Source organism: Pseudomonas sp. VI4.1, from assembly GCF_002029345.1.
In the GTDB taxonomy this organism is placed as follows: Bacteria; Pseudomonadota; Gammaproteobacteria; order Pseudomonadales; family Pseudomonadaceae; genus Aquipseudomonas.
Window position 1 is genome coordinate 1 of record NZ_MULM01000085.1, and the last position, 20,690, is coordinate 20,690.

18 protein-coding genes and 2 pseudogenes are annotated in these 20,690 nt (G+C 60.9%); 11 read left to right on the plus strand and 9 right to left on the minus strand.

Features of this window, described 5'->3' with window-relative positions:
* Positions 1-76: 76 nt before the first annotated feature.
* From BZ163_RS03465 to gnd, 3 genes are read right to left on the minus strand one after another with little or no spacing between them, the layout of a single operon-like run.
* On the minus strand, positions 77-898 hold the full coding sequence (locus BZ163_RS03465) for an HAD family hydrolase (protein WP_128869785.1): 822 nt from the start codon (positions 896-898) through the stop codon (positions 77-79).
* A complete protein-coding gene (gene zwf, locus BZ163_RS03470; RefSeq protein WP_128869786.1) occupies positions 895-2,418 on the minus strand; it encodes a glucose-6-phosphate dehydrogenase in 1,524 nt (507 codons plus the stop codon). The genes BZ163_RS03465 and zwf overlap by 4 nt, the downstream gene beginning before the upstream one ends.
* On the minus strand, positions 2,415-3,395 hold the full coding sequence (gnd, locus tag BZ163_RS03475) for a phosphogluconate dehydrogenase (NAD(+)-dependent, decarboxylating) (RefSeq protein WP_128869787.1): 981 nt from the start codon (positions 3,393-3,395) through the stop codon (positions 2,415-2,417). The genes zwf and gnd overlap by 4 nt, the downstream gene beginning before the upstream one ends.
* Positions 3,396-3,664: 269 nt before the next feature.
* Here gnd and BZ163_RS03480 point away from each other — a divergent pair, with 269 nt between their 5' ends.
* From BZ163_RS03480 to BZ163_RS03495, 4 genes are all read left to right on the plus strand, one after another.
* Positions 3,665-3,847, plus strand: coding sequence for a DUF6026 family protein (locus BZ163_RS03480; RefSeq protein WP_128869788.1), 183 nt, complete (start codon positions 3,665-3,667; stop codon positions 3,845-3,847).
* 196 nt (positions 3,848-4,043) lie between these two features.
* Entirely contained in the window at positions 4,044-5,789 is a 1,746-nt protein-coding gene (locus tag BZ163_RS03485; protein ID WP_128869789.1) for a phosphoethanolamine transferase CptA, read from the plus strand.
* Positions 5,790-6,067: 278 nt separating this feature from the next.
* On the plus strand, positions 6,068-8,305 hold the full coding sequence (locus BZ163_RS03490) for a TonB-dependent siderophore receptor (protein ID WP_128869790.1): 2,238 nt from the start codon (positions 6,068-6,070) through the stop codon (positions 8,303-8,305).
* Positions 8,306-8,405: 100 nt separating this feature from the next.
* The gene (locus BZ163_RS03495) at positions 8,406-8,609 is read left to right on the plus strand and encodes a hypothetical protein (RefSeq protein ID WP_128869791.1); all 204 of its coding nucleotides are present in this window, start codon (positions 8,406-8,408) and stop codon (positions 8,607-8,609) included.
* 207 nt (positions 8,610-8,816) lie between these two features.
* On the opposite strand, the gene BZ163_RS03505 is transcribed toward BZ163_RS03495, so the two are convergent.
* The gene (locus BZ163_RS03505) at positions 8,817-9,398 is read right to left on the minus strand and encodes a DinB family protein (protein WP_128869792.1); all 582 of its coding nucleotides are present in this window, start codon (positions 9,396-9,398) and stop codon (positions 8,817-8,819) included.
* Positions 9,399-9,416: 18 nt separating this feature from the next.
* Entirely contained in the window at positions 9,417-10,535 is a 1,119-nt protein-coding gene (zapE, locus tag BZ163_RS03510; protein WP_128869793.1) for a cell division protein ZapE, read from the minus strand.
* A 285-nt stretch (positions 10,536-10,820) separates the two neighbouring features.
* On the opposite strand from zapE, the gene BZ163_RS03515 reads away from it, so the two are divergent.
* Positions 10,821-11,873 (plus strand): aldo/keto reductase, encoded by a 1,053-nt coding sequence (locus BZ163_RS03515; RefSeq protein ID WP_128869794.1) that lies wholly within the window; start codon positions 10,821-10,823, stop codon positions 11,871-11,873.
* 133 nt (positions 11,874-12,006) lie between these two features.
* On the opposite strand, the pseudogene speB reads toward BZ163_RS03515, so the two are convergent.
* A pseudogene (gene speB, locus BZ163_RS03520) lies at positions 12,007-12,967 on the minus strand (agmatinase).
* A 13-nt stretch (positions 12,968-12,980) separates the two neighbouring features.
* Complete coding sequence (locus BZ163_RS03525; RefSeq protein ID WP_128869795.1) at positions 12,981-14,072, minus strand: polyamine ABC transporter substrate-binding protein; 1,092 nt, start codon at positions 14,070-14,072, stop codon at positions 12,981-12,983.
* Positions 14,073-14,173: 101 nt separating this feature from the next.
* On the opposite strand from BZ163_RS03525, the gene BZ163_RS03530 reads away from it, so the two are divergent.
* From BZ163_RS03530 to BZ163_RS03545, 4 genes are all read left to right on the plus strand, one after another.
* On the plus strand, positions 14,174-15,067 hold the full coding sequence (locus BZ163_RS03530) for a LysR family transcriptional regulator (RefSeq protein ID WP_128869796.1): 894 nt from the start codon (positions 14,174-14,176) through the stop codon (positions 15,065-15,067).
* 95 nt (positions 15,068-15,162) lie between these two features.
* Positions 15,163-16,611 (plus strand): nucleobase:cation symporter-2 family protein, encoded by a 1,449-nt coding sequence (locus BZ163_RS03535; protein WP_128869797.1) that lies wholly within the window; start codon positions 15,163-15,165, stop codon positions 16,609-16,611.
* A gap of 114 nt (positions 16,612-16,725) precedes the next feature.
* Positions 16,726-17,199: an LEA type 2 family protein gene (locus BZ163_RS03540; protein WP_128869798.1), complete on the plus strand. Its 474-nt coding sequence runs from the start codon at positions 16,726-16,728 to the stop codon at positions 17,197-17,199.
* 51 nt (positions 17,200-17,250) lie between these two features.
* Complete coding sequence (locus tag BZ163_RS03545) at positions 17,251-17,793, plus strand: GNAT family N-acetyltransferase (RefSeq protein ID WP_128869799.1); 543 nt, start codon at positions 17,251-17,253, stop codon at positions 17,791-17,793.
* A gap of 110 nt (positions 17,794-17,903) precedes the next feature.
* Here the strand turns inward: BZ163_RS03545 and BZ163_RS03550 are convergent, their stop codons facing one another.
* Entirely contained in the window at positions 17,904-18,827 is a 924-nt protein-coding gene (locus BZ163_RS03550) for a carbon-nitrogen hydrolase family protein (protein WP_128869800.1), read from the minus strand.
* A 93-nt stretch (positions 18,828-18,920) separates the two neighbouring features.
* Here BZ163_RS03550 and BZ163_RS03555 point away from each other — a divergent pair.
* Positions 18,921-19,828: pseudogene (locus BZ163_RS03555) on the plus strand (LysR family transcriptional regulator).
* Positions 19,829-19,881: 53 nt separating this feature from the next.
* Here the strand turns inward: BZ163_RS03555 and BZ163_RS03560 are convergent.
* Positions 19,882-20,133 carry a hypothetical protein gene (locus BZ163_RS03560; RefSeq protein ID WP_128869801.1) on the minus strand — a complete coding sequence of 84 codons (252 nt, stop codon included), beginning with the start codon at positions 20,131-20,133 and terminating at the stop codon, positions 19,882-19,884.
* Positions 20,134-20,298: 165 nt separating this feature from the next.
* Here BZ163_RS03560 and BZ163_RS03565 point away from each other — a divergent pair, with 165 nt between their 5' ends.
* Positions 20,299-20,616 carry a YqjD family protein gene (locus tag BZ163_RS03565; RefSeq protein ID WP_064677549.1) on the plus strand — a complete coding sequence of 106 codons (318 nt, stop codon included), beginning with the start codon at positions 20,299-20,301 and terminating at the stop codon, positions 20,614-20,616.
* Positions 20,617-20,690 lie beyond the last annotated feature (74 nt).

The window sequence follows — 20,690 nt, forward strand, 5'->3', positions numbered from 1 at the left end:
CGGCTTTTCAGACATAACACTTGTGACTGACACACCGCCTTCGCGAGCAAGCCCGCTCCCACAGGGTTTTGTGTCGTTAGCGAGGGAGTATGTAGCGCTCGATCGCCTGGGCGGCGCCCTCTTCGGTGTTGGTCCCGGTCACCACGTGCGCCTGGCGCTGCACCGCCTCTTCGGCCTGCCCCATGGCGATCGACAACCCGGCGCGATGAAACATCGCCGGATCGTTGCCGCCATCGCCCAAAGCTGCCGTCTGCTCCAGGGGCACACCGAGGAATTCGGCCAGTGTCGCCAGCGCTTCGCCCTTGTTCGCTTTCATTGCAGTCACATCCAGGTACACCGGTTGTGAACGTGAAACCTGAGCCTGCCCCTCGACCTTGGGCAGCAATTGCGCTTCCAGTTCGATCAACAGTTCGGTGTTGTGACTGGCGGCGACGATCTTGTCGATCTGCTCCAGATACGGCTCGAAGCTCTCCACCATCACCGGCGGATATCCCAGGCCATGCTGCTCGCGCGGCACCATGGGCCCGGAGGGATCTTTCGCCAGCCAGTCGCCGCCGCTGAACACCCAGACTTCGATATCCGGCAGGTCGGCAAACAGCGTCAAGGTGGTCAGCGCGGCTGTGGCCGGCAAGTAATGCGCGACCAGGATACTGCCGTCGGGATGGACCAGGGTGCCGCCATTGAACGCCGCCGTCGGCAGGTCGACGCCCAGGGCTTCGATCTGCTGGAGCATGGCTTTGGGCGGACGACCGGTGGCCAGGCTGAACAGCACGCCCGCCTCGCGCAACGAACGGACCGCTTCGAGGGTGCGCTGGCTGAGGCTGTGGTCGGGCAGCAGCAACGTGCCGTCCATGTCACTGAGCAAAAACCGGATGGGGTGTTGCGTCGGCTCGCTCATCCGAGGCCGTGCCAGACGCGACCGTCGCGGGCCAGCAGGTCTTCTGCGGCCTGCGGCCCGTCTTCACCGGCCGCGTAGCTCTGCACGCTCGCGTCCTGCTGCCAGGCATCGAGGAACGGCTGCACGGCGCGCCAGCCATTCTCGATATTGTCGGCGCGCTGGAACAGCGTCTGATCGCCCGTCAGGCAGTCGTAGATCAGGGTCTCATAGCCGGTGGACGGCTGCATTTCAAAGAAATCCTTGTAGGCAAACCCCAGTTCGATATTGGCCATCTTCAGCGCTGGGCCTGGCCGTTTCGCCAGCAGATCGAACCACATGCCTTCGTTTGGCTGGATCTGGATCCGCAGATAGGTCGGCTGCAACTCATCGACCTCGGTATCGCGGAACTGCGCGTAAGGCGCCGGCTTGAAACAGATGACGATCTCGGTGTCGCGTACGCTCATGCGCTTGCCGGTGCGCAGGTAGAACGGCACGCCGACCCAGCGCCAGTTATCGATCATGACCTTGAGTGCCACGTAGGTTTCGGTGTTGCTGTCTTGCGCCACGTTGTTTTCCTGGCGATACCCCGGCAACAGCTTGCCGTCGACTTCACCGGATGCGTATTGGCCACGGACCGAGTTGGCCCGAGCCTCCTCGACCGACCAGGGGCGAATCGCGCCGACCACCTTGGCTTTCTCGCCGCGAACCGCATCGGCGCCAAAGGCTGCCGGCGGCTCCATGGCCACCATCGCCAACAACTGGAACAGGTGATTGGGCACCATGTCCCGCAGGGCGCCGGTGTGTTCATAAAAACTGCCACGGGTTTCCACGCCGACGGTCTCCGCGGCGGTGATCTGCACGTGGTCGATGTAATGATTGTTCCAGAACGCTTCGAACAGGCTGTTGGAGAACCGGCTGATCAGAATGTTCTGCACGGTTTCCTTGCCCAGATAGTGATCGATCCGGTAGATCTGGTTTTCCGTCATGACCTTGAGCAGGCAAGCGTTCAAGGCTTCGGCGGTCGGCAGATCGGAACCGAACGGTTTTTCGATCACCACCCTTCTGAAGGCTTCAGGCGTCTCTTGCAGCAAACCGGCGGCGCCAAGACGGCGCACCACTTCACTGAAAAAACGCGGCGCGGTGGCCAGGTAGAACACCGCGTTGCCCGTGCCGCTGTCGGCAATTTTCGCCGCCAACGCTTGATAAGTGCTGTCGTCCAGAAAATCGCCCTGGACGTAGCTGATGCCTTTCGCCAATTTGGCCCACAACACCGGATCAAGGGCTTGATCACCTTTGCCGACCTTGGAGGCCACTTCGGCGCGAATGAAGTCTTCGAGTTTTTTCGCGAAGTCTTCATCGCTGATGGCGTTGTGGTCAACGCCGATGATCCGCAGTCCATCCCCAAGCAGACCGTCGCGACTCAGGTTGTACAGCGCCGGCATCAGCAGACGCTTGACCAGGTCACCATGGGCACCGAACAGGAACAGCGTGGTCGGTGGTGCGGGTTCTGCCTTGGATTTATTGCGGATCAGACGGGTCATTTCTTCGCAGTCTCCACGTGGCCGCCGAAGCCGAAGCGCTGGGCCGAGAGAATCTTGTCGCCAAAGGTGCCTTGGCCGCGCGAACGGTAGCGGGAGAACAGCGAGTTCGACAACACCGGTACAGGAACCGATTGCTCCATGGCGGCTTCGATGGTCCAGCGACCTTCACCGCTGTCGGCCACCGAACCGGAATACCCATCGAGTTTCGGATCGCTGGCCAGTGCGTCGGCGGTCAGGTCGAGCAGCCAGGACGAGACCACGCTGCCACGACGCCAGACTTCGGCGATGTCGGCGACGTTCAGGTCGAAACGCTGGTCTTCCGGCAGGTTGGTGCTGGCTTTGGTCTTGAGAATGTCGAAGCCTTCGGCGAAGGCCTGCATCATGCCGTATTCGATGCCGTTGTGGATCATCTTCACGAAATGCCCGGAACCGGCCGGACCGGCGTGGATATAACCCCGTTCGGCGCGATCGTCATCGGACTTGCGGTCCTTGGTCCGCGGAATGTCGCCCAGGCCAGGGGCCAGGCTTTCGAACAGCGGATCGAGACGTTTAACGGTCTCGGCATCGCCGCCGATCATCATGCAGTAACCACGTTCCAGGCCCCAGACGCCGCCCGAGGTGCCGACGTCGATGTAGTGCAGGCCTTTTTCCGCCAGGGTTTTCGCCCGGCGGATGTCGTCCTTATAAAAAGTGTTGCCGCCGTCGATGATGGTGTCGCCGGCTTCGAGCAATGTGCTCAGGGTGTCGATGGTGTCTTCGGTCGGTGCGCCGGCCGGCAACATGACCCAGACCGCCCGTGGCTTGGCCAGGCCGGCAACCAGGGCTGGCAGGTCGGCAACGCCGGTGGCGCCGTCTTCGCTCAGGTTTTCGACGAAAGCGGTATTGCGGTCGTAAACAACGGTGGTGTGCCCGTTGAGCATCAAGCGCCGCGCAATATTGCCGCCCATGCGGCCCAGTCCGATAATCCCGAGTTGCATGTGTTGATGCTCCCTACTACAAATAAAGTGTGTCAAAGGTTATAGCCCAACGCGACTAATGTGGGTTAGTCCAGAGCGGCGGGACGAAGTTTCCGGGCATTGTGCCCGATCCAGACTGATAACGTCAGAAATCGTGCCGAAGACACAGCGACCATGAAAAATAAAAAAGTTCCATTCTTGGACAAAAGAAATCAAAATCGCGCGATAGTAAGTCAGCATCCGACGTCGGAGCGGATTTACAGTTGAATCAGCCATTTGCGAGGTGAGCAATGGGCACATTACTAGCAGCACGGCCAGCACAAACCCTTTACGTCACGATCCGTCGCGATGAACTGCGCCAGTTGAAAGACGAACGCGACCAGTTGAGGCAGGAAGTCGCGCAACTGCGCCTGCTGACACAAGATGCTCAGGCTCAGTCCTGGCCCGTCACGCAGCGCGCTCCCCACGCCTGACACCTCCGCTTGAATCGGAAGCGGCCTTCTGCTGCTTCCAATACGCCCCGATGCCTGACCGTCCGGCAATCACACTTTTTTCACACTAACATCTTGATACTTCGGCTCATTGTGGCCGCTCGGTATCCGCGCGCCCCCCGTTCGTCGGTGATATTCACGTCTCGGCGAAGACAGTGATTGCAGGTTGGAGCGATGAATGGCTTTGTTTAAACGCAGCACCACGTCTGCGAAAGGTTTTGATTGGGCAGGATTACTCTGGCTGTTTTTGTTCTTCTGGTATTTTTCCGGTATTACCCAACTACTGATCCAGCTGACGGGCACCTCCGGTTTCACCGGGTTCCGCCAGGCCTTTATCATGAGCGCCATCTGGCTGGCGCCGATGCTGCTGTTCCCTAAACAGACCCGGGTATTGGCCGCGCTGATCGGTGTGGTGCTGTGGGCCTGCTCCATGGCGAGCCTGGGCTACTTCTTCATTTACCAGCAGGAATTCTCCCAAAGCGTCATCTTCATCATGTTCGAGTCGAACATCTCTGAAGCGGGCGAGTACATGACCCAGTACTTCGCCTGGTGGATGGTGGCGGCCTTCGTCGCCCACACGCTGTTCGCCTGGTTCCTGTGGACGCGCTTGCGTCCGGTGTACCTGCCCCGCGGGCAGGCACTGGTCGCAGCAACCGCCATTCTGGTGGCCGTGATCGGTTACCCGCTGGTCAAGCAGACCCTGCGCACCGGTAACTTTGCCGACGGTTTCGAGAAGTTCGAGACCCGCGTCGAGCCCGCCGTGCCCTGGCAGATGGCCGTGGCCTATCACCGCTACCTTGACACCCTGGCCGGCATGCAGGACATGCTCACCAGCGCGAGCAAGATCCCGCCGCTGCACAACCTCAAGGACTCGGCGGCCGATCAGCCGTCAACGCTGGTACTGGTGATCGGTGAGTCCACCAACCGTCAGCGCATGAGCCTGTACGGCTACCCTCGGGCAACCACGCCGGAGCTGGACAAGCTCAAGGATCAGCTGGCGGTCTTCGATAACGTCATCACCCCGCGCCCCTACACCATCGAAGCGTTGCAACAGGTGCTGACGTTCGCCGACGAAGACAACCCGGAGCTGTACCTGTCGACCCCGTCGCTGGTGAGCATGATGAAACAGGCGGGCTACAAGACCTTCTGGATCACCAACCAACAGACCATGACCAAGCGCAACACCATGTTGACGACCTTCTCCCAGCAGGCCGACGAGCAGGTGTACCTGAACAACAACCGCAACCAGAACGCCGCCCAGTACGATGGCGATGTGATCGAGCCGTTCAACAAGGCCCTGACCGACGCCGCGCCGCGCAAGCTGATCGTCGTGCATCTGCTCGGCACGCACATGAGCTACCAATACCGTTACCCATCGACCTTCGACAAGTTCAAGGACCGCCAGGGCGTTCCGCCAGGCGTGCGCGATGATCAATTGCCGACCTATAACAGCTACGACAATGCGGTGCTGTACAACGACTTTGTGGTCTCGAGCCTGATCAAGGACTACGCCAAATCCGATCCGAACGGGTTCCTGTTGTACCTTTCCGACCATGGGGAAGATGTATTCGACTCCCCTGGCCATGGCACCCTGGGGCGCAACGAAAGCAAGCCGACGGCGCCGATGTACACCATTCCGTTCGTGGCCTGGGCCTCGCCGAAATGGCGCGAAACCCATGACTGGAGCTTTGCCGGCGATCTGGGGCGGCCGTACAGCAGTTCGCACCTGATTCATACCTGGGCCGATCTCGCGGGGCTCAGCTTCGATGAACTCGATCGCAGCAAGAGCCTGGTCAGCGACAGCTTCAAGCCCCGGCCCTTGATGATCGGTAACCCCTACGAGCGTCAACAGCGGCCGCTGATCGACTTCAGCCTGATCAAGCCCAAGGCATTGCCAGTCGCACCGGAAGTCGTGCAGAAGTAGGAGCAAGCTTGCTCGCGATGGACGTTAACGATAACGCGTGCTGACTGGATGAACGCGACGCTCTTGAATCCATCGCGAGCAAGCTCGCTCCTGCACAAAGCGGTGTTCTTGAGTCCATCGTCGGAGCGCCGCCCGGAGCAAGCTCGCTCCTGCACAGGGATTCTTCTTACAGCAGACTCCTAAGATAATAATTATTCTCGTTTAAGGCTAAATCCCCGCCCTCCCCTTCGTCTTTGAGCAAACGGAAATTTTCCCTCGAAGACAAGGAGTCGGCTGCGATGTTCGCGCCTATCACCCGTTCCATGACCTTTACCCTGGGCCTGTGCAGTGTCGCCCTGTGCCCCGAGCTGCTGGCTGAAACCGGTTCTGATCAAGCACCCGGCAGCACCCTCGAACTGGACGCCACCCAGGTGTCCGCCCTGGGGTTGGCCAGTACCACCGAAAACACCGAGTCGTACACCACCGGCGCCATGAGCACGGCCACCCGCCTGAACCTGTCGATCAAGGAAACGCCGCAATCGGTGTCCGTGGTCACCCGTCAGCAAATGGACGACTTCAAGCTCGGCTCGCTGTCCGAAGCCATGAGCCAGACCACCGGCGTGGTGGTGCAGCACAACGACTCGGACCGGGTCAGCTATTCCTCGCGCGGCTACACGATCAGCAATTTCCAGGTCGATGGCATGCTCAACACCTTCAGCTACATGAAGTCCGATTCGGACACCATCATCTACGACCGCATTGAAGTGGTTCGCGGTGCGACCGGCCTGACCACGGGTGCGGGCGACCCGTCGGCCACCATCAACATGGTGCGCAAGCGACCGACCGCGCAGTGGCAAGTCCAGACCGGTGCCAGTGGCGGCAGTTATGACGACTATTACAGCTACCTGGATGTCGGCGGCCCGCTGGCGTTCGACGGCCGACTGCGCGGGCGCAGCGTGCTGGCCTATCGCGACGCCGGTTCATACCGCGACAAGTACCAGCAACAACGGGAAGTCGGCTACGGCATTCTCGAAGCCGACCTGACTGACGACACCGTGCTGGCCGTGGGTTACGACTATCAGAACAAACACGTGCAGGGCTCCTCCTATGGCACCTTGCCGTATTGGAACTCCGACGGCGGCAAAGCCAACCTGGGACGTTCCACCAATATGGCGACGTCCTGGAGTTCCTGGCCGATCAAGGACCAGACGGCATTCGCCACGCTGGAGCAGCAACTCGGCGCCGGCTGGCATTTCAAAGCGGCCTACACCCACCGCGAAAGCGATACCGACGGCAAGTTGTATTACGGCGGAGCCGGCTACCCGAACGAGGACCGCAGTGGCATGACCGCCTACACGGGCCACATGCTCGGGACGCAGAAAATGAAGGCTTATGACTTCAACGTGGCGGGCCCCTACTCGCTGTTCGGACGGGAGCACGAAATGATGCTCGGGTATGGCGAAGCCGAACGCAGCGAAGAAAGCCCCTTCCTGGTCGAAGGCGCACTGCCGCCGGACTACTTGAGCATTCCCGACTGGAAATACATGGGCAACATCGCCAAGTATCCCGATACCGTCACCAGTCTTACAGGTGCAAAAGACAGTACCCGTCAGAAGGCCGGCTATCTGGCCACTCGCCTGAGTCTGACCGACGAGCTGCACGCTGTGCTCGGCAGTCGTTATGGCAGCTGGAAAGCGTCGAACCGGACCAACAGCTACGACGCCAACCTGCAGCTGAGCAGCGTCGATGCCACCCACCAGCAACACAACGACATCTGGACGCCATACGCCGGGCTGCTTTACGACCTCACCCCCGAATACACCGTGTATGTCAGCTACACCGACATTTTCAAACCGCAGTCCAATCGCGACAGCAACCGCAAATACCTCGAGCCGGTGGTGGGCAGCAACTATGAGCTGGGGCTCAAGGGCAGCCTCCTGGAAGAACGCCTGAACCTGGCCACCGCGCTGTTCTGGAGCAAACAGGACAACGTCGCGGAACTCGACGACTCAGTGCCGCCGGACCCGGTGACCCGCGAGGAATTCTTCAAGTCAGGCGGGAAAGGCAACAAGGTCCAGGGCTTCGAAGCCGAGGTTTCCGGCGAGGTCATGGCCGGCTGGAACATGACGGCCGGCTACACCTACACCCACTCTGCCGACGGCGAAAAGCAACGCGCCAATACCAACCAGCCGCTGAATATGCTTCGCCTTTCCACAGCCTATCGCCTCCCCGGCGACTGGCAGGCACTGACCGTGGGCGGCGCGGTGAACTGGCAGAGCGAGGTGTTCCGCGCCGCCCGTCGCCCGATCGGACGCGACGCGGACGGTGAGGTCATCACTCAAAGCACGAAAATCCGCCAGGAGGCTTATACCGTGGTCAGGCTGATGTCGCGGTATGCGTTCGACCGGCACCTGTCCGCTTCGCTGAATGTCGATAACCTGTTCGACAAGAAGTATTACGACAACGTCGGTTTCTACAACGGCGTGTTCTGGGGCGACCCGCGCACAGTCACCCTGAGCCTGGACTGGAAGCTCTAGGGTTTAACGCCCACTTAACGGAATCGGCAGAAAATGGACTTTCGACATTGCACTGGATCATGGACGAAAGGTACCCGACATTCCTGATGGGAGGCCCACCATGAAACGTACACCCCTGATCATCGCCGGCCTGATGACGTTCGTCTCGGCCAACGCCTTGGCCGAAGGCGGGGCAGAACGGATGCGGTATTACTACGACAGCCTGCGGCTCAGTCAACAGCAGGCACAGGAGAACAAAGGCTCGGAGGTCCGGGTCCCGGACGATCAAACCGCGCAAGTGACCGAGTCCTACAAGCCGAAATGACCGATCCCGAGTAGGAGCCGGCTTGCTGGCGAAGGCGGCGGCACATTCAGCAGAGATGTTGACTGACCCACCGCTTTCGCTGGCAAGCCAGCTCCTACAGGGGATTTTCAGCGCACACCAGACCGGTGAACGCCACCGATCTCGTGTAGGAGCCGGCTTGCTGGCGAAGACGGCGGCACATTCAGCATATATTTTGGCTGACAGACTTCAATGCCCCCAGATCAAGGCCTCGGTCCACCCGAGCTCGGCGAAATCCGCCGCCCGCAATCCCGACTCGCCGGCACAGTAAAACTCGTCCAGTTGCGGCGGCTTGACCGGGGTGCCGCTGAGCATGGCATGCACCTGCCCGCGATGATGAATCTGGTGCTCGAACAGGTGCGACAGCAGGCGTAAACGGCTGTCATGTTGTGGCGTGTCACGGGCGATGGTCACGATCTTGCCGAGGTCTGCGTCGCGCATTTGCTCACAGTAGGCAATCAGGCGCCGGTCCACCAGGGCTTGCTCGCGCTTGAGGTCGGCGGCCGTTGAGCAAGGCTCGTCGTGCTTGAAAAACACGGCGCAATCGGGATGCGGGTCATCGCCGCGCAATTCCCGCTCCAGTGCATCCACATAAAACCAGTCACAGGTCAGGATGTGATTGAGCGTCGCGCGCAGGCTGGGGAAGAAACTGACCCTGGGCGCCGTCAGCTCCTGCGCATTCAACTGGCCCCAGGCCCCGGCGAGTCGATGATTGGCCCAGGCGTTCTGATAGGCCATGGTCAGCAAATGGTGCGACAGCGGCTGATTCATCTTCGCTCCTCCCTAATTTCAAGCGTCGGCGAAACGTTGCAACTGCATTTCCTGTAGACGGCTGAGGGTGCGGCGAAACGGAAACTCCAGATAACCCTCGGTGTAGAGCGATTCCATCGGCACCTGCGCTTCGAGGTACAGCGGCACTTTACGGTCGTAGCACTCGTCCACCAGGGCAATGAAACGCCGCACACCGTCGTCATTCACCGACAACTGCGGCAACTCGCGATCGCCCGCCAGCACTCGCTCGACGCCATCTTCAGTACCGCGGGCGATGCGTCCGGCGCGTTTCTGCGCGCTGAGGTTGGGTACCTCACTCAACAGAATAGCCTTGAAGGTGTCGCACAGCGCCATGAAATCCATCGCGGCAAAGGGCTGCTCACAGAGGTCGGAGTACCGGCTCCAGAGCACGGTGTCACTGGACTGCAGCACCTCGAGAGTACGGTAGCCGACCTTGATCGGTTCACTGGATACCGACTGGCCGACGGTCAGGGCCTTGAACACGTCCGCCAAGGCGCCGGGCTGCCCGGGCGTTGCGACCCAGTAACGTTGCAAACCGGTGCCCGGGTGCAGGCGATGATCTTCGCCGCCATTAACCTCGATCACCTGCATGTGCTGCTTGATCGCCGCGATGGCTGGCATGAACCGGTCGCGGTTGAAGCCATCCGCGTACAGTTGGTCCGGCGGTTGATTGGAGGTGCAGACCACCACCACGCCCTGCTCGAACATCACCTGGAACAAGCGCCCGAGAATGATCGCGTCACCGATGTCATTGACGAACAGTTCATCGAAGCACAACACCCGCACTTCCTGGCTCAGTTCACGGGCCAGTGCCTGCAACGGGTCGGCGGTGCCGGTCAGCTGGAACGAGCGCTGATGCACCCAGCCCATGAAGTGGTGGAAGTGCTGGCGCCGGGCCGGAACCTGCAGGCTCTGGTAGAACTGGTCCATCAACCAGGTCTTGCCGCGTCCGACCGGCCCCCACAGGTAAACGCCGGTGATCGGCGCGCGCCCTTCATGCAGGGCTTCGTAGCATTTCTGCAAGGCCCAGACCGCATGTTCCTGGGCCTCGTCCTGGACGAAGCCCTTGTGTTCGATGGCGTGCTGCCAGGCGCTGAGGGGGGAGTCGGGATTCATGCGCGGCAGTATGCCACGTTCGCTACAGGGAGATCTCCAGCCGGACACATACCCCTGTGGGAGCGGGCTTGCCCGCGAAGGCGTCCTGGCAGCCGATATATTCGTTGAATGTGACGGCCCCTTCGCGGGCAAGTCGTATCGCCGCCCGCTCCACAGCGTTATGTGTGAAAGGCAAGGAAGCAGATGGAAAAGGGTCTTGACGGATTATATTATGATCATCATATTGATCAAATATCGAACCGCATCCAAACCCGGCCCAATGCCTTTCCTGTCAGGAGTCATCCCATGCATTACAAAGTTTTTGGCCGCAAAACCGGCTTGCGGGTCTCGGAACTGGCGCTGGGCGCCGGTAACTTCGGCACAGGCTGGGGGCACGGCGCCGAACGGGACGAAGCCAAGCGCATCTTCGACGGCTATCTGCAAGCCGGTGGCAATTTCATCGACACCGCCAACGGCTATCAAGGTGGACAATCGGAAGCCATGCTCAGCGAGTTTATCGCCGCAGAACGCGATCATCTGGTCATCGCCACCAAATACACCTTGGGGACTACACCGGCTGCGGGCATTTCCCACACCGGCAACAACCGCAAGAATATGATCCGTGCCGTGGAAGAAAGCCTGACACGGCTGAAAACCGATCACATCGATCTGTTCTGGGCGCACATGAGCGACGGCGTAACGCCCATGGAAGAGATCCTGCGGGGTTTCGACGATCTGGTGCGCGCCGGCAAGATTCATTACGCCGGGCTGTCGAACTTCCCGGCGTGGCGCATCGCCCGGGCCGACTTGCTGGCCGAGGTGCGCGGCTTTGCGCCGATTGCTGCCATTCAGGTCGAGTACAGCCTTGCCGAACGCACAGCCGAACGGGAACAACTGCCCATGGCCGAAGCCCTCGGCCTGGCCGCGACGTTATGGTCGCCCTTGGGTGGCGGGTTCCTCACCGGCAAGTACCGCGGCAACGATGGTGACAACCGCGCGGCCAAACTCGGCATGCTGGTTCACGCCGAGAAAAGCGCCCGGGACACCGCCCTGCTCGACGCCTTGCTGGCCGTCGCCGCGGAACTGGAAGCCAGCCCGACCCATGTGGCCATTGCCTGGCTGCGGGAAAAGGCCCGGCGTTCGACCACCGCGCTGATTCCGATTCTGGGTTCGCGGACCCGAGAGCAACTGGATGCGACGTTGGGGGCGCTGGAGGTGAGGTTGAGCGCTGAGCAGGTGTTGCGGCTTGATGGCGTCAGCGACGTGGCAATGGGCGTGCCCCATGAATCCATTGCCGGATCGATGACGCGGTTTACCGGGGCGCAAACCCTGGACCTGCCGATAATCCCGGTGGCCTGATACGGATCAACAGGTGGGAGATCAACATGTGTGCGAGCTTGCTCGCGAAAGCGGTGGGTCAGTCAGCATCTGTGTTGAATGTGCCGCCTTCGCTGGCAAGCCAGCTCCTACAAGGTGTGTGTGTGTGTGTGTGTTACCGGTCGACCTTGTGTTTGGCCGCATAGAGGCACAGCATCTCCATCGCCAGGGTCGCCGCCGCCAATGAGGTGATGTCCGCAGAGTCGTAGGCCGGCGCCACTTCCACCACGTCCATCCCCACCAGATTGATCCCGCGCAGGCCGCCGAGGATTTCCAGCGCCTGCACCGTGCTCAAGCCGCCACACACCGGCGTCCCGGTACCCGGGGCAAAAGCCGGGTCGAGACAGTCGATGTCGAACGTCAGGTACACCGGACTATCCCCGACCCGCGCCCGAATCGCCTCGACAATCCCCTCGACCCCGCGGCGGTGCACTTGGCGTGCATCCAGCACCTCGAACCCCTGATGATCGTCATTGGTGGTGCGCAAACCGATCTGCACCGACCGCGACGGATCGACCAGACCTTCCCTGGCCGCGTGCCAGAACATGGTGCCGTGATCGACGCGCTTGCCACCCTCGTCCGGCCAGGTATCGCTGTGGGCATCGAAGTGGATCAGCGACAAGGCACCATGTTTGCGGGCATGAGCCTTGAGCAACGGATAGGTGATGAAGTGGTCGCCGCCGAACGTCAGCATCGCGCTGCCGGCATTGAGGATGTGCTCGGCGTGCGCCTCGATGCTTTCCGGAATCGACTGCGGCGTGCCGTAATCAAAGTCGCAGTCACCGTAGTCGACCACCGCCAGATGGTCGAACGGATCGAACGTTCCACGGCCAGTGCCGCTCCCAGGCAATCCCGGTGGACGCGGCCCGAATCCCACGCGGTCCGAAACGCGCGCCGGGGCGGTTGCTGGTCGCCGTGTCGAACGGCACCCCGCTGACCGCCACGTCGACTCCGCGCAAGTCGCGGCTGTAGCGACGGCGCATGAAACTGGTGATACCGGCGTAGGTGCTTTCGGCGGCTGTTCCGTAAAGGCTGTCACGGGTGAGGGCTTGATCGTTCTGCACAGGGACGTCCATTGAAGGCTCCTTATTATTGGCGGCTACGGAAAGTGGTCCACAAGCGAGTGCGCTGGCGCATGTCCTTGAGGCTCATGCTGCGGTCGGCGTACAGCCGTTGTCGCACGTCGGCCAGTGGGTAAATGTCCGGATCGCTGCGCACCGCCTCATCCACCAGCGGCGTCGCCGCCTGGTTGGCCGTGGCAAAGAACAACGTATTGGTCAGCGCCGCGACGGATTCCGGGCGCAACATGAATTCGATAAAGGCGCGGGCGGCTTCGGGATGAGGCGCATCCTTGGGAATCGCCAGGTTGTCCTGCCAGACCAGCGTGCCCTCCTGCGGAATCCGGTACGCCACCTCGAACGGTTTGTTGGCCTTGCGCGCCTGGTCGGCGGCCATGCTGGCGTCACCGTTATAGGTCAATGCCAGGCAGACGCTGCCGTTGGCCAGATCGCTGATCTGCCGACCGGTGGCGACGTACAGCACATTGGGCTGCAGCTGATGCAACAACGCCTCGGCGGCTGACAGATCGGCCTTGTCGGTGCTGTAGGGATTTTTTCCCAGGTAATGCAGGGCCAGACCGATCACTTCCTGGGGCGAATCGAGAATGGCAATGCCGCAGTCTTTCAGCTTGCTGGCGTATTGCGGCTTGAACAGCAGGTCCAGGCTGTTGAGCGGCACGTTCGGCAAACGCTGCGTCACCGCTTCGACATTCATCCCCAAACCCAGGGTGCCCCAGGTGTAGGGCACGCCATAACGGTTGCCAGGATCCACGGCCGCGAGCTTTTCCAGCAAGTCCTGGTCGAGGTTGGCGTAGCCCTTGAGGCCTTCGTGGTGAATCTCCTTCAGCGCACCGGCCGCCAGCCCGCGGGCCAGCACACTCGACGACGGCACCACCACGTCATACCCGCTGCCACCGGTGAGCAATTTGGTTTCCAGGACTTCGGAAGCATCGAAGGTGTCGTAACGCACGCGGATGCCGGTTTCCTGCTCGAACCGCTGCAGCGTTTCCGGCGCCACGTAATCGGCCCAACTGTACAGATTGACCACCTTGTCCTCGGCCTGGACCGGGACGGCCATGGCGAGGAACAGCGCGGGTAAACACAGCTTGAATAGAGGAGCCATGACGAACACCTGACCGGAAGAAGTGGTTGCAGGATGCCGCGTCGGATACATTGGTAAAATATAAAGATTGTTATCCTGACTTTATCCTGGAGTAATGTTTGATGCTCGGCCAACTGCACGATCTTGATCTGCACCTGCTGCGGCTGTTTGTCAGCGTGGTCGAATGCGGCGGTTTCAGCGCGGCCCAGGGTGAACTGGGCCTGAGCCAGTCGAGCATCAGCCAGCAAATGGCCAAGCTTGAAACCCGGCTCGGCTATCGGTTGTGCAGTCGCGGCAAGGGCGGATTCAAGATCACGCCCAAGGGTGAACGACTGCTGACCGCGACGAGAGGGTTGTTCGAATCCATCGAAGCATTCCGCCATCAATCCAACGGCGTGGCGGGTCGATTGATCGGCGAAGTACGGCTGGGGTTGTCCGAGGCGCTCGATCAATCGGTGCTGCAACGGGTGGCCGAGGCTATCCGGCGCTTTCGCGAGCGGGACGAATCGGTACGCATCGAATTGATCAGTGCCATGCCCGGGGACATGGAACGCTTGCTGCTGCAACAGCGGCTGGACCTGGCGATCGGCTATTTCTCACAGGTGCAAAGCGCGTTTGACTACCGCGAACTGTTCACCGAAACCCAGCACTTGTATTGCGCCCCCGGCCATCCGTTGTTTACCGATGATGCGCCGGACGATCAGGCACTCCAGGCCTGCGACCGGGTCGATCACCCTTACCGCTTCCTGCGCTGCGACGAACCGTTCCAGGGCAAGCTGTGTTCGGCGCGCTCGGAGCAGGTCGAAGGCACCCTCGCCTTCATTCTCTCTGGCAAGCATGTGGGGTATCTGCCGAGTCACTTTGCCAGGAGCTGGGAGGACAAGGGTTTGCTCAGGGGCGTGCGCCGTGGCGACATGAGTTTTGAGGTGGCGTTTCATCTGGCCCGGCATCGGGCGCAGGTGCCGGGGGATGCGCAGAAGGCATTCGAAGAGGATTTGCTCGCGGCGTTTGTCTGAGGGGACAGCGGACTCATCGCTCGCCACTAAATGGTCTTTCTGGCATCCTGCGCCTCCATTTTTGACCCGGCCCGCCTTTTGGCACGCACATCACCATGACCGCCTCTGAAAAAGCCCCCTCGCGCCACAACGACCTGATCTACGGCCTCGACGATCGCCCGCACCTGACCGCCACGGTCTTCGCCGCGCTGCAACATGTACTGGCGAGTTTCGTCGGCATCATCACCCCGACCCTGATCATGGGCAGTGCCCTGGGCCTGCAAAGCGAAGTGCCGTACCTGATCAGCATGGCGCTGTTCGTCTCGGGCCTGGGCACTTTCGTCCAGGCGCGGCGCTTCGGGCCGGTCGGCTCCGGCCTGCTGTGCCTGCAAGGCACCAGCTTCTCGTTCATCAGCGTGATTCTCAGCGCCGGGTTCATGGTCAAGGCCCGAGGTGGCGGCCCCGATGAAATCCTCTCGACGATCTTTGGCGTGTGCTTTTTCGCGGCGTTCATCGAAGTCGTCTTGAGCCAGTTCATCGGCAAACTGCGCATGCTCATCACCCCGGTGGTGACCGGGACCATCATCACCCTCATGGGCCTGTCGCTGATCAAGGTCGCGATGACCGACATCGCCGGCGGCTTCGGTGCGGCGGATCTCGGTGCGGCCAGCCACCTGGGGCTGGCGGCATTGGTCCTGGGCACCATTGTCGTGTTGAACCGCGTCGATGTGCCATTTTTGCGCCTCGGTGCGATTGTCATCGGCTTGACGCTCGGCTATGCCGTGGCCTGGCTGCTGGGCGACGTCAACTTCGCCAGTCTGCCCGACGTGCCGCTGATGAGCATACCGGTGCCGTTCAAGTACGGTTTCGCCTTCGACTGGGTGGCGTTCGTGCCGGTGGCGGTGATTTTCCTGGTGTCGCCGCTGGAAGCGGCCGGTGACCTGACCGCCAATTCGATGATTTCCCGGCAGCCGGTCAAAGGCCCGATCTACCTGGGCCGGATCAAGTCCGGCTTGCTCGCCGATGGTCTCAACTCGGCCATGGCGGCGGTGTTCAACAGCATGCCGATGGTGACCTTCGCCCAGAACAACGGGGTGATTCAGCTCACCGGCGTCGCCAGCCGCTACGTGGCGTTTTTCATTGCCGGCCTGCTGGTGGTGCTGGGGCTGTTCCCGATGATCGGCGCGGTACTGCAATTGATGCCCAAACCCGTGCTCGGCGGTGCCGAATTGGTGATGTTCGGCACCGTCGCCGTGGCCGGGATCAAGATCCTCGCCGAAGCCGGCCTGCACCGGCGCAACATGCTGATCGTTTCAATTTCGCTGGGTATGGGCCTGGGTGTGGCGGCCGTACCGGAAGTGCTGCGCGAACTGCCCAAGGCACTGCACAACATCTTCGAATCGCCGATCACCGTCGGTGCGCTTTGCGCGATCATCCTCAATGTGTTCCTGCCCGAAGAATTCATCGAGCTGGAAGAGGATGATTTCGATCCGGAAGCCTCGATCCTGCAAGTCATGGAGAATCCACCGGCGCTTGCCGAAGGCACATCGCGCAGCAACAAGTGACAGTCTGCGGCGAACCCCTCACAGTGAACGCGGTCGCACAGGTGAACCGCTGGACAGTTGCTCAAGGGTCGAGCCATCAGTGGTTCGATCCCCTTTTCTGTCGAGAGCTCCTTCATGCGCAGACTCCTAGCTCTATCCCTCTCATTGCTGTTGCTCTCCCTGAGCGCCTGCGCCCTGCTGCCCAATCGCGATCCGCTGAACGTCAACGTGGTCGGTTTCGAGCCCCTGCAGAGCCAGGACATGGAAGTGCGTTTTGCCGTGAAGATACGCGTGCAAAACCCCAATGAAACCGCGATCGACTACAACGGCGTGGCCTTGGACCTGGAGGTCAACGGCCAGCCCCTGGCCTCGGGCGTCAGTGATCAGGCCGGCACGATTGCGCGCTTTTCCGACACCGTGCTGACCGTGCCGGTCAGCGTCTCGGCGTTCTCGGTGCTGCGCCAGACATTGGGTCTGAGCCAGACGCAAACGCTGAACAACGTGCCTTACGTGCTGCGCGGCAAACTGGCAGGCGGCCTGTTTGGCACCCTGCGTTTTGTCGACAGTGGCAAGCTCAGCCTGCCGGGGCCGCCGACCACCCCCAGGTAAATCCGCGGCTGGCGATAACGTTCAGTACGTATAGACAAGGAGGTAACACCCATGGACATCCCCACGTTCTACACCGAACGCCTGATCCTGCGCCCGCTGGAACTGGCTGATGCCGAGGCAATCCAGCAACGGTTCCCGCACTGGGAAGTGGTGCGCTATCTGAACGCGTTGGTGCCCTGGCCCTATCCCGTCGACGGTGCGCTGACGTATCTGCGGGATATCGCCCTACCCGCTGTTGCAGCCGGCAAAGAGTGGCACTGGTCAATTCGTTTGAAGTCGGCGCCTGACCAGCTCATCGGCAATATCAGCTTGATGGACGAGCAGGACAACAACCGCGGCTTCTGGCTCGCACCGCAATGGCAAGGCCAGGGTTTGATGAGCGAAGCCAGTGCCGCAGTGACCCAATACTGGTTCGAGACACTCAGTCGTTCAGTGCTGCGTGTGCCGAAAGCGGTACCCAATATCGGCTCGCGCAAACTCTCACAGCGTACGGGCATGCGTTTGATCGGTACCGACGAGGGGGATTTCGTCAGCGGGCGATTGCCGAGAGAAATCTGGGAAATCACCCGTGAAGAGTGGCTTCAACAGCGCTGAAGCCTAACGCCACTGTGGGAGCCAGCCTGCTCGCGAAGACGGCGGCACATTCAGCAAATAGCTTGACTGTCCTACCGCAATCGCGAGCAAGCTCGCTCCTACAGGGAGATTTATGTGGTGAAGCGGACACCGGGTTTAGGCCGCTCATCCACCGTCAATTCAAACACGTCCGGGCGCGCGTAGTGTCCGACCACGTCGAAGTCATAGCGCGCGCGAACCAGCTCGTCCGTGTCGATTTCAGCGGTCAGCAATCCGGGCCCACCGCGCAGCGGCCCAGCCAGGATATCGCCCATCGGCCCAACGATTACACTGCCGCCGGCAATCAACGGCCGGTCCGCCGGCCAGTTGGCGATTTCCACGCCCAAGGCTTGCGGTGAGTCCTGAACCTGGCAGGCGCTGACCACGAAACAACGTCCTTCATGGGCGATGTGGCGCATGCTCACTTGCCACATCTCCCGCTCATCCACCGTTGGCGCGCACCAGACCTCGACGCCCTTGGCGTACATGGCGGTGCGCAGCAGCGGCATCATGTTTTCCCAGCACACCAGCGCACCGATCCGTCCGACCTGACTGTCGATCACCGGCAAGGTCGAACCATCGCCCTTGCCCCAGATCAGCCGCTCGGTACCGGTCGGCATCAGTTTGCGGTGTTTCGCCACTAACCCGGCTTGTGGGTCAAAGTACAACGCGGAGCAGTACAAAGTGCTGCCGGCGCGTTCGATGACACCGATCACCAGATTGGCCCCGGTGCGTGCCGACAAGCCGGCCAATGTCTCGGTTTCCGCACCGGGCACGTCGATGGCGTTGGCGAAATAGCGGGCAAAGGCTTCACGACCTTCCGGCAGACGATAGCCCAGTTGCGTGCCAAAGCCCTCGCCCTTGGGGTAACCGCCGAGCAGCGCTTCGGGCATCACCACCAGCGCGGCGCCGGATTCGACAATGGCCTGTTCGTACGACAGGATCTGTTCCAGGGTCTCGGCCTTGCCGCCGGGCAAGGCGCCGACTTGAAGCGCTGCAACAATTGACTTGGACATGGCGATCTCCGAAAGGCGATGAGGTGTTGCTCATTCTCAGCCGTCAATGGATCATGAATAAAGACCGACTCACTGCTAAATGATATGAGCTAGATGAATATCGCAACCGTCGACCTCAACTTGCTTAAAGTCTTCGAAGCCTTGCATGAGGAGTCCAGCGCCAGCCGTGCCGCGTTGCGCCTGGGCGTCACGCAATCAGCGGTCAGTGCCGCATTGCGCCGCTTGCGCGAGCTGTATGGCGATCAATTGTTCGTGCGCACAGGTCGAGGCCTGGCGCCGACACTCAAGGCCAACCAATTGAAACCAGTGGTCAGCGATGCGCTGGACAAATGTCGGCAGAGCCTGGCGATGGTGGACCCGAGCGCCAATCATTACGACGGACGCTCGGTCACCATTGGCATGTCGGATGATTTCGAGATCGCTTATGGGCGACGCTTGATCGCAGAGATTGCCTGCTGCGCGCCGAAGCTACGATTGATTTTTCGCCAGACCCACAGCCAGATCGTGGCCCAGGCGCTGATGGAACGCAGCATCGATCTGGCGATCACCGCTGGCGGTTTCGCCGAACGATTGCTCAGCCGTCAGGTGCTCGGCGAGGGCAGTTATCAATGTCTGGTCGATCCGATGAGCCTGGCCGAGGGACAACACAGCATCAGCCTGGAAGAGTTCGTCGCCCGCGAGCACATTCTGGTGTCATCCGGCGGTTTTATCGGGATCACCGATGAAGGGTTGGCGGCGCTGGGCTTGAGTCGACGGGTGAGCGCCTCGACCACGCACTTTGCGGCGTTACCGCACTTGCTCAAGGGCAGTCAGGCGGTGGCGACGATTCCGGCCCACGCCGCCCAAAGCATCGCGGCGCTCAGCGGCCTGGCGCTGCTGCCCTGCCCGCTGGACCTGCCGCGTTACCCGATCGAACTGGGCTGCGGCACCAGCGTGCGCTCGACCCCGTGGTATTGAAAGTGCGAGACGCTATCGTCACGACCTTTGCGCGCGCACAATAACAATCCTGCGATTGCAAAAAAATCCCGTACAGGGGGTGTGTAGCGGACTCGGTCTACTTGGCAGCCATCAGCCGATTGACTTCACTGCGCACCATGTTCGCGAATTCTGGTGGCGACATGCCGTCGAGTTCGGCACGCACCCACTCGGCCCATTTGCCTTTGCGCTTGGCCCGTTCGCCAAACAACCGCGCCGCCTCGCCTTTGGCTTTACCCAGGTTGTTTTGCCAGAGTTCGAACAGACGGGATTTCTCATCTTCAAGCGCGGCGCGCTCGGGAAGGGGTCTGTCGGCCAGATTGAAGCTCATGGGAAATTCCTGCTGCGTAAAATAGGCGACATCTTACACTGTTGAAAGAAATTTCCTGCGCCGGATTTCTCATCAGGACGACGTCGACACGCAAATTCGCTGCAACTTTTTCCACGGTCGCAGACTCCATTGTTCACTGTCCATTCACCTGCAAGGAGTACCTCAATGGCCCGCAAAACTGCCGCACAAGTCGCCGAAGACCAAATCAAGGATCAGGCCTTCAGCGAACTGCAGGCTCTGATCGAAGAGTCGGAAAAGCTGCTCAAGAGCAGTGCCTCACTGGTCGGTGAGGAAGCGGATACCCTTCGTGGGCAGATCGCCCAGAAACTCCAGCAGGCCAGGGACTCGGTGACCAGCGTTCGCGACCGGACCCTGCCGGCGGTCGAAGCAACCGAGACCTACATCGGCGGTCATCCGTGGCAAACCGTGGCTATCTCCGCCGGTTTCGGCCTGGTGGTCGGGTTGTTGCTGGGTCGGCGGTAAGTTGCTGTAGGAGCAAGCTTGCTCGCGATGGACGTAAACGATAACGCGTTTTTTTCTGAATAAACGCGGCGTCC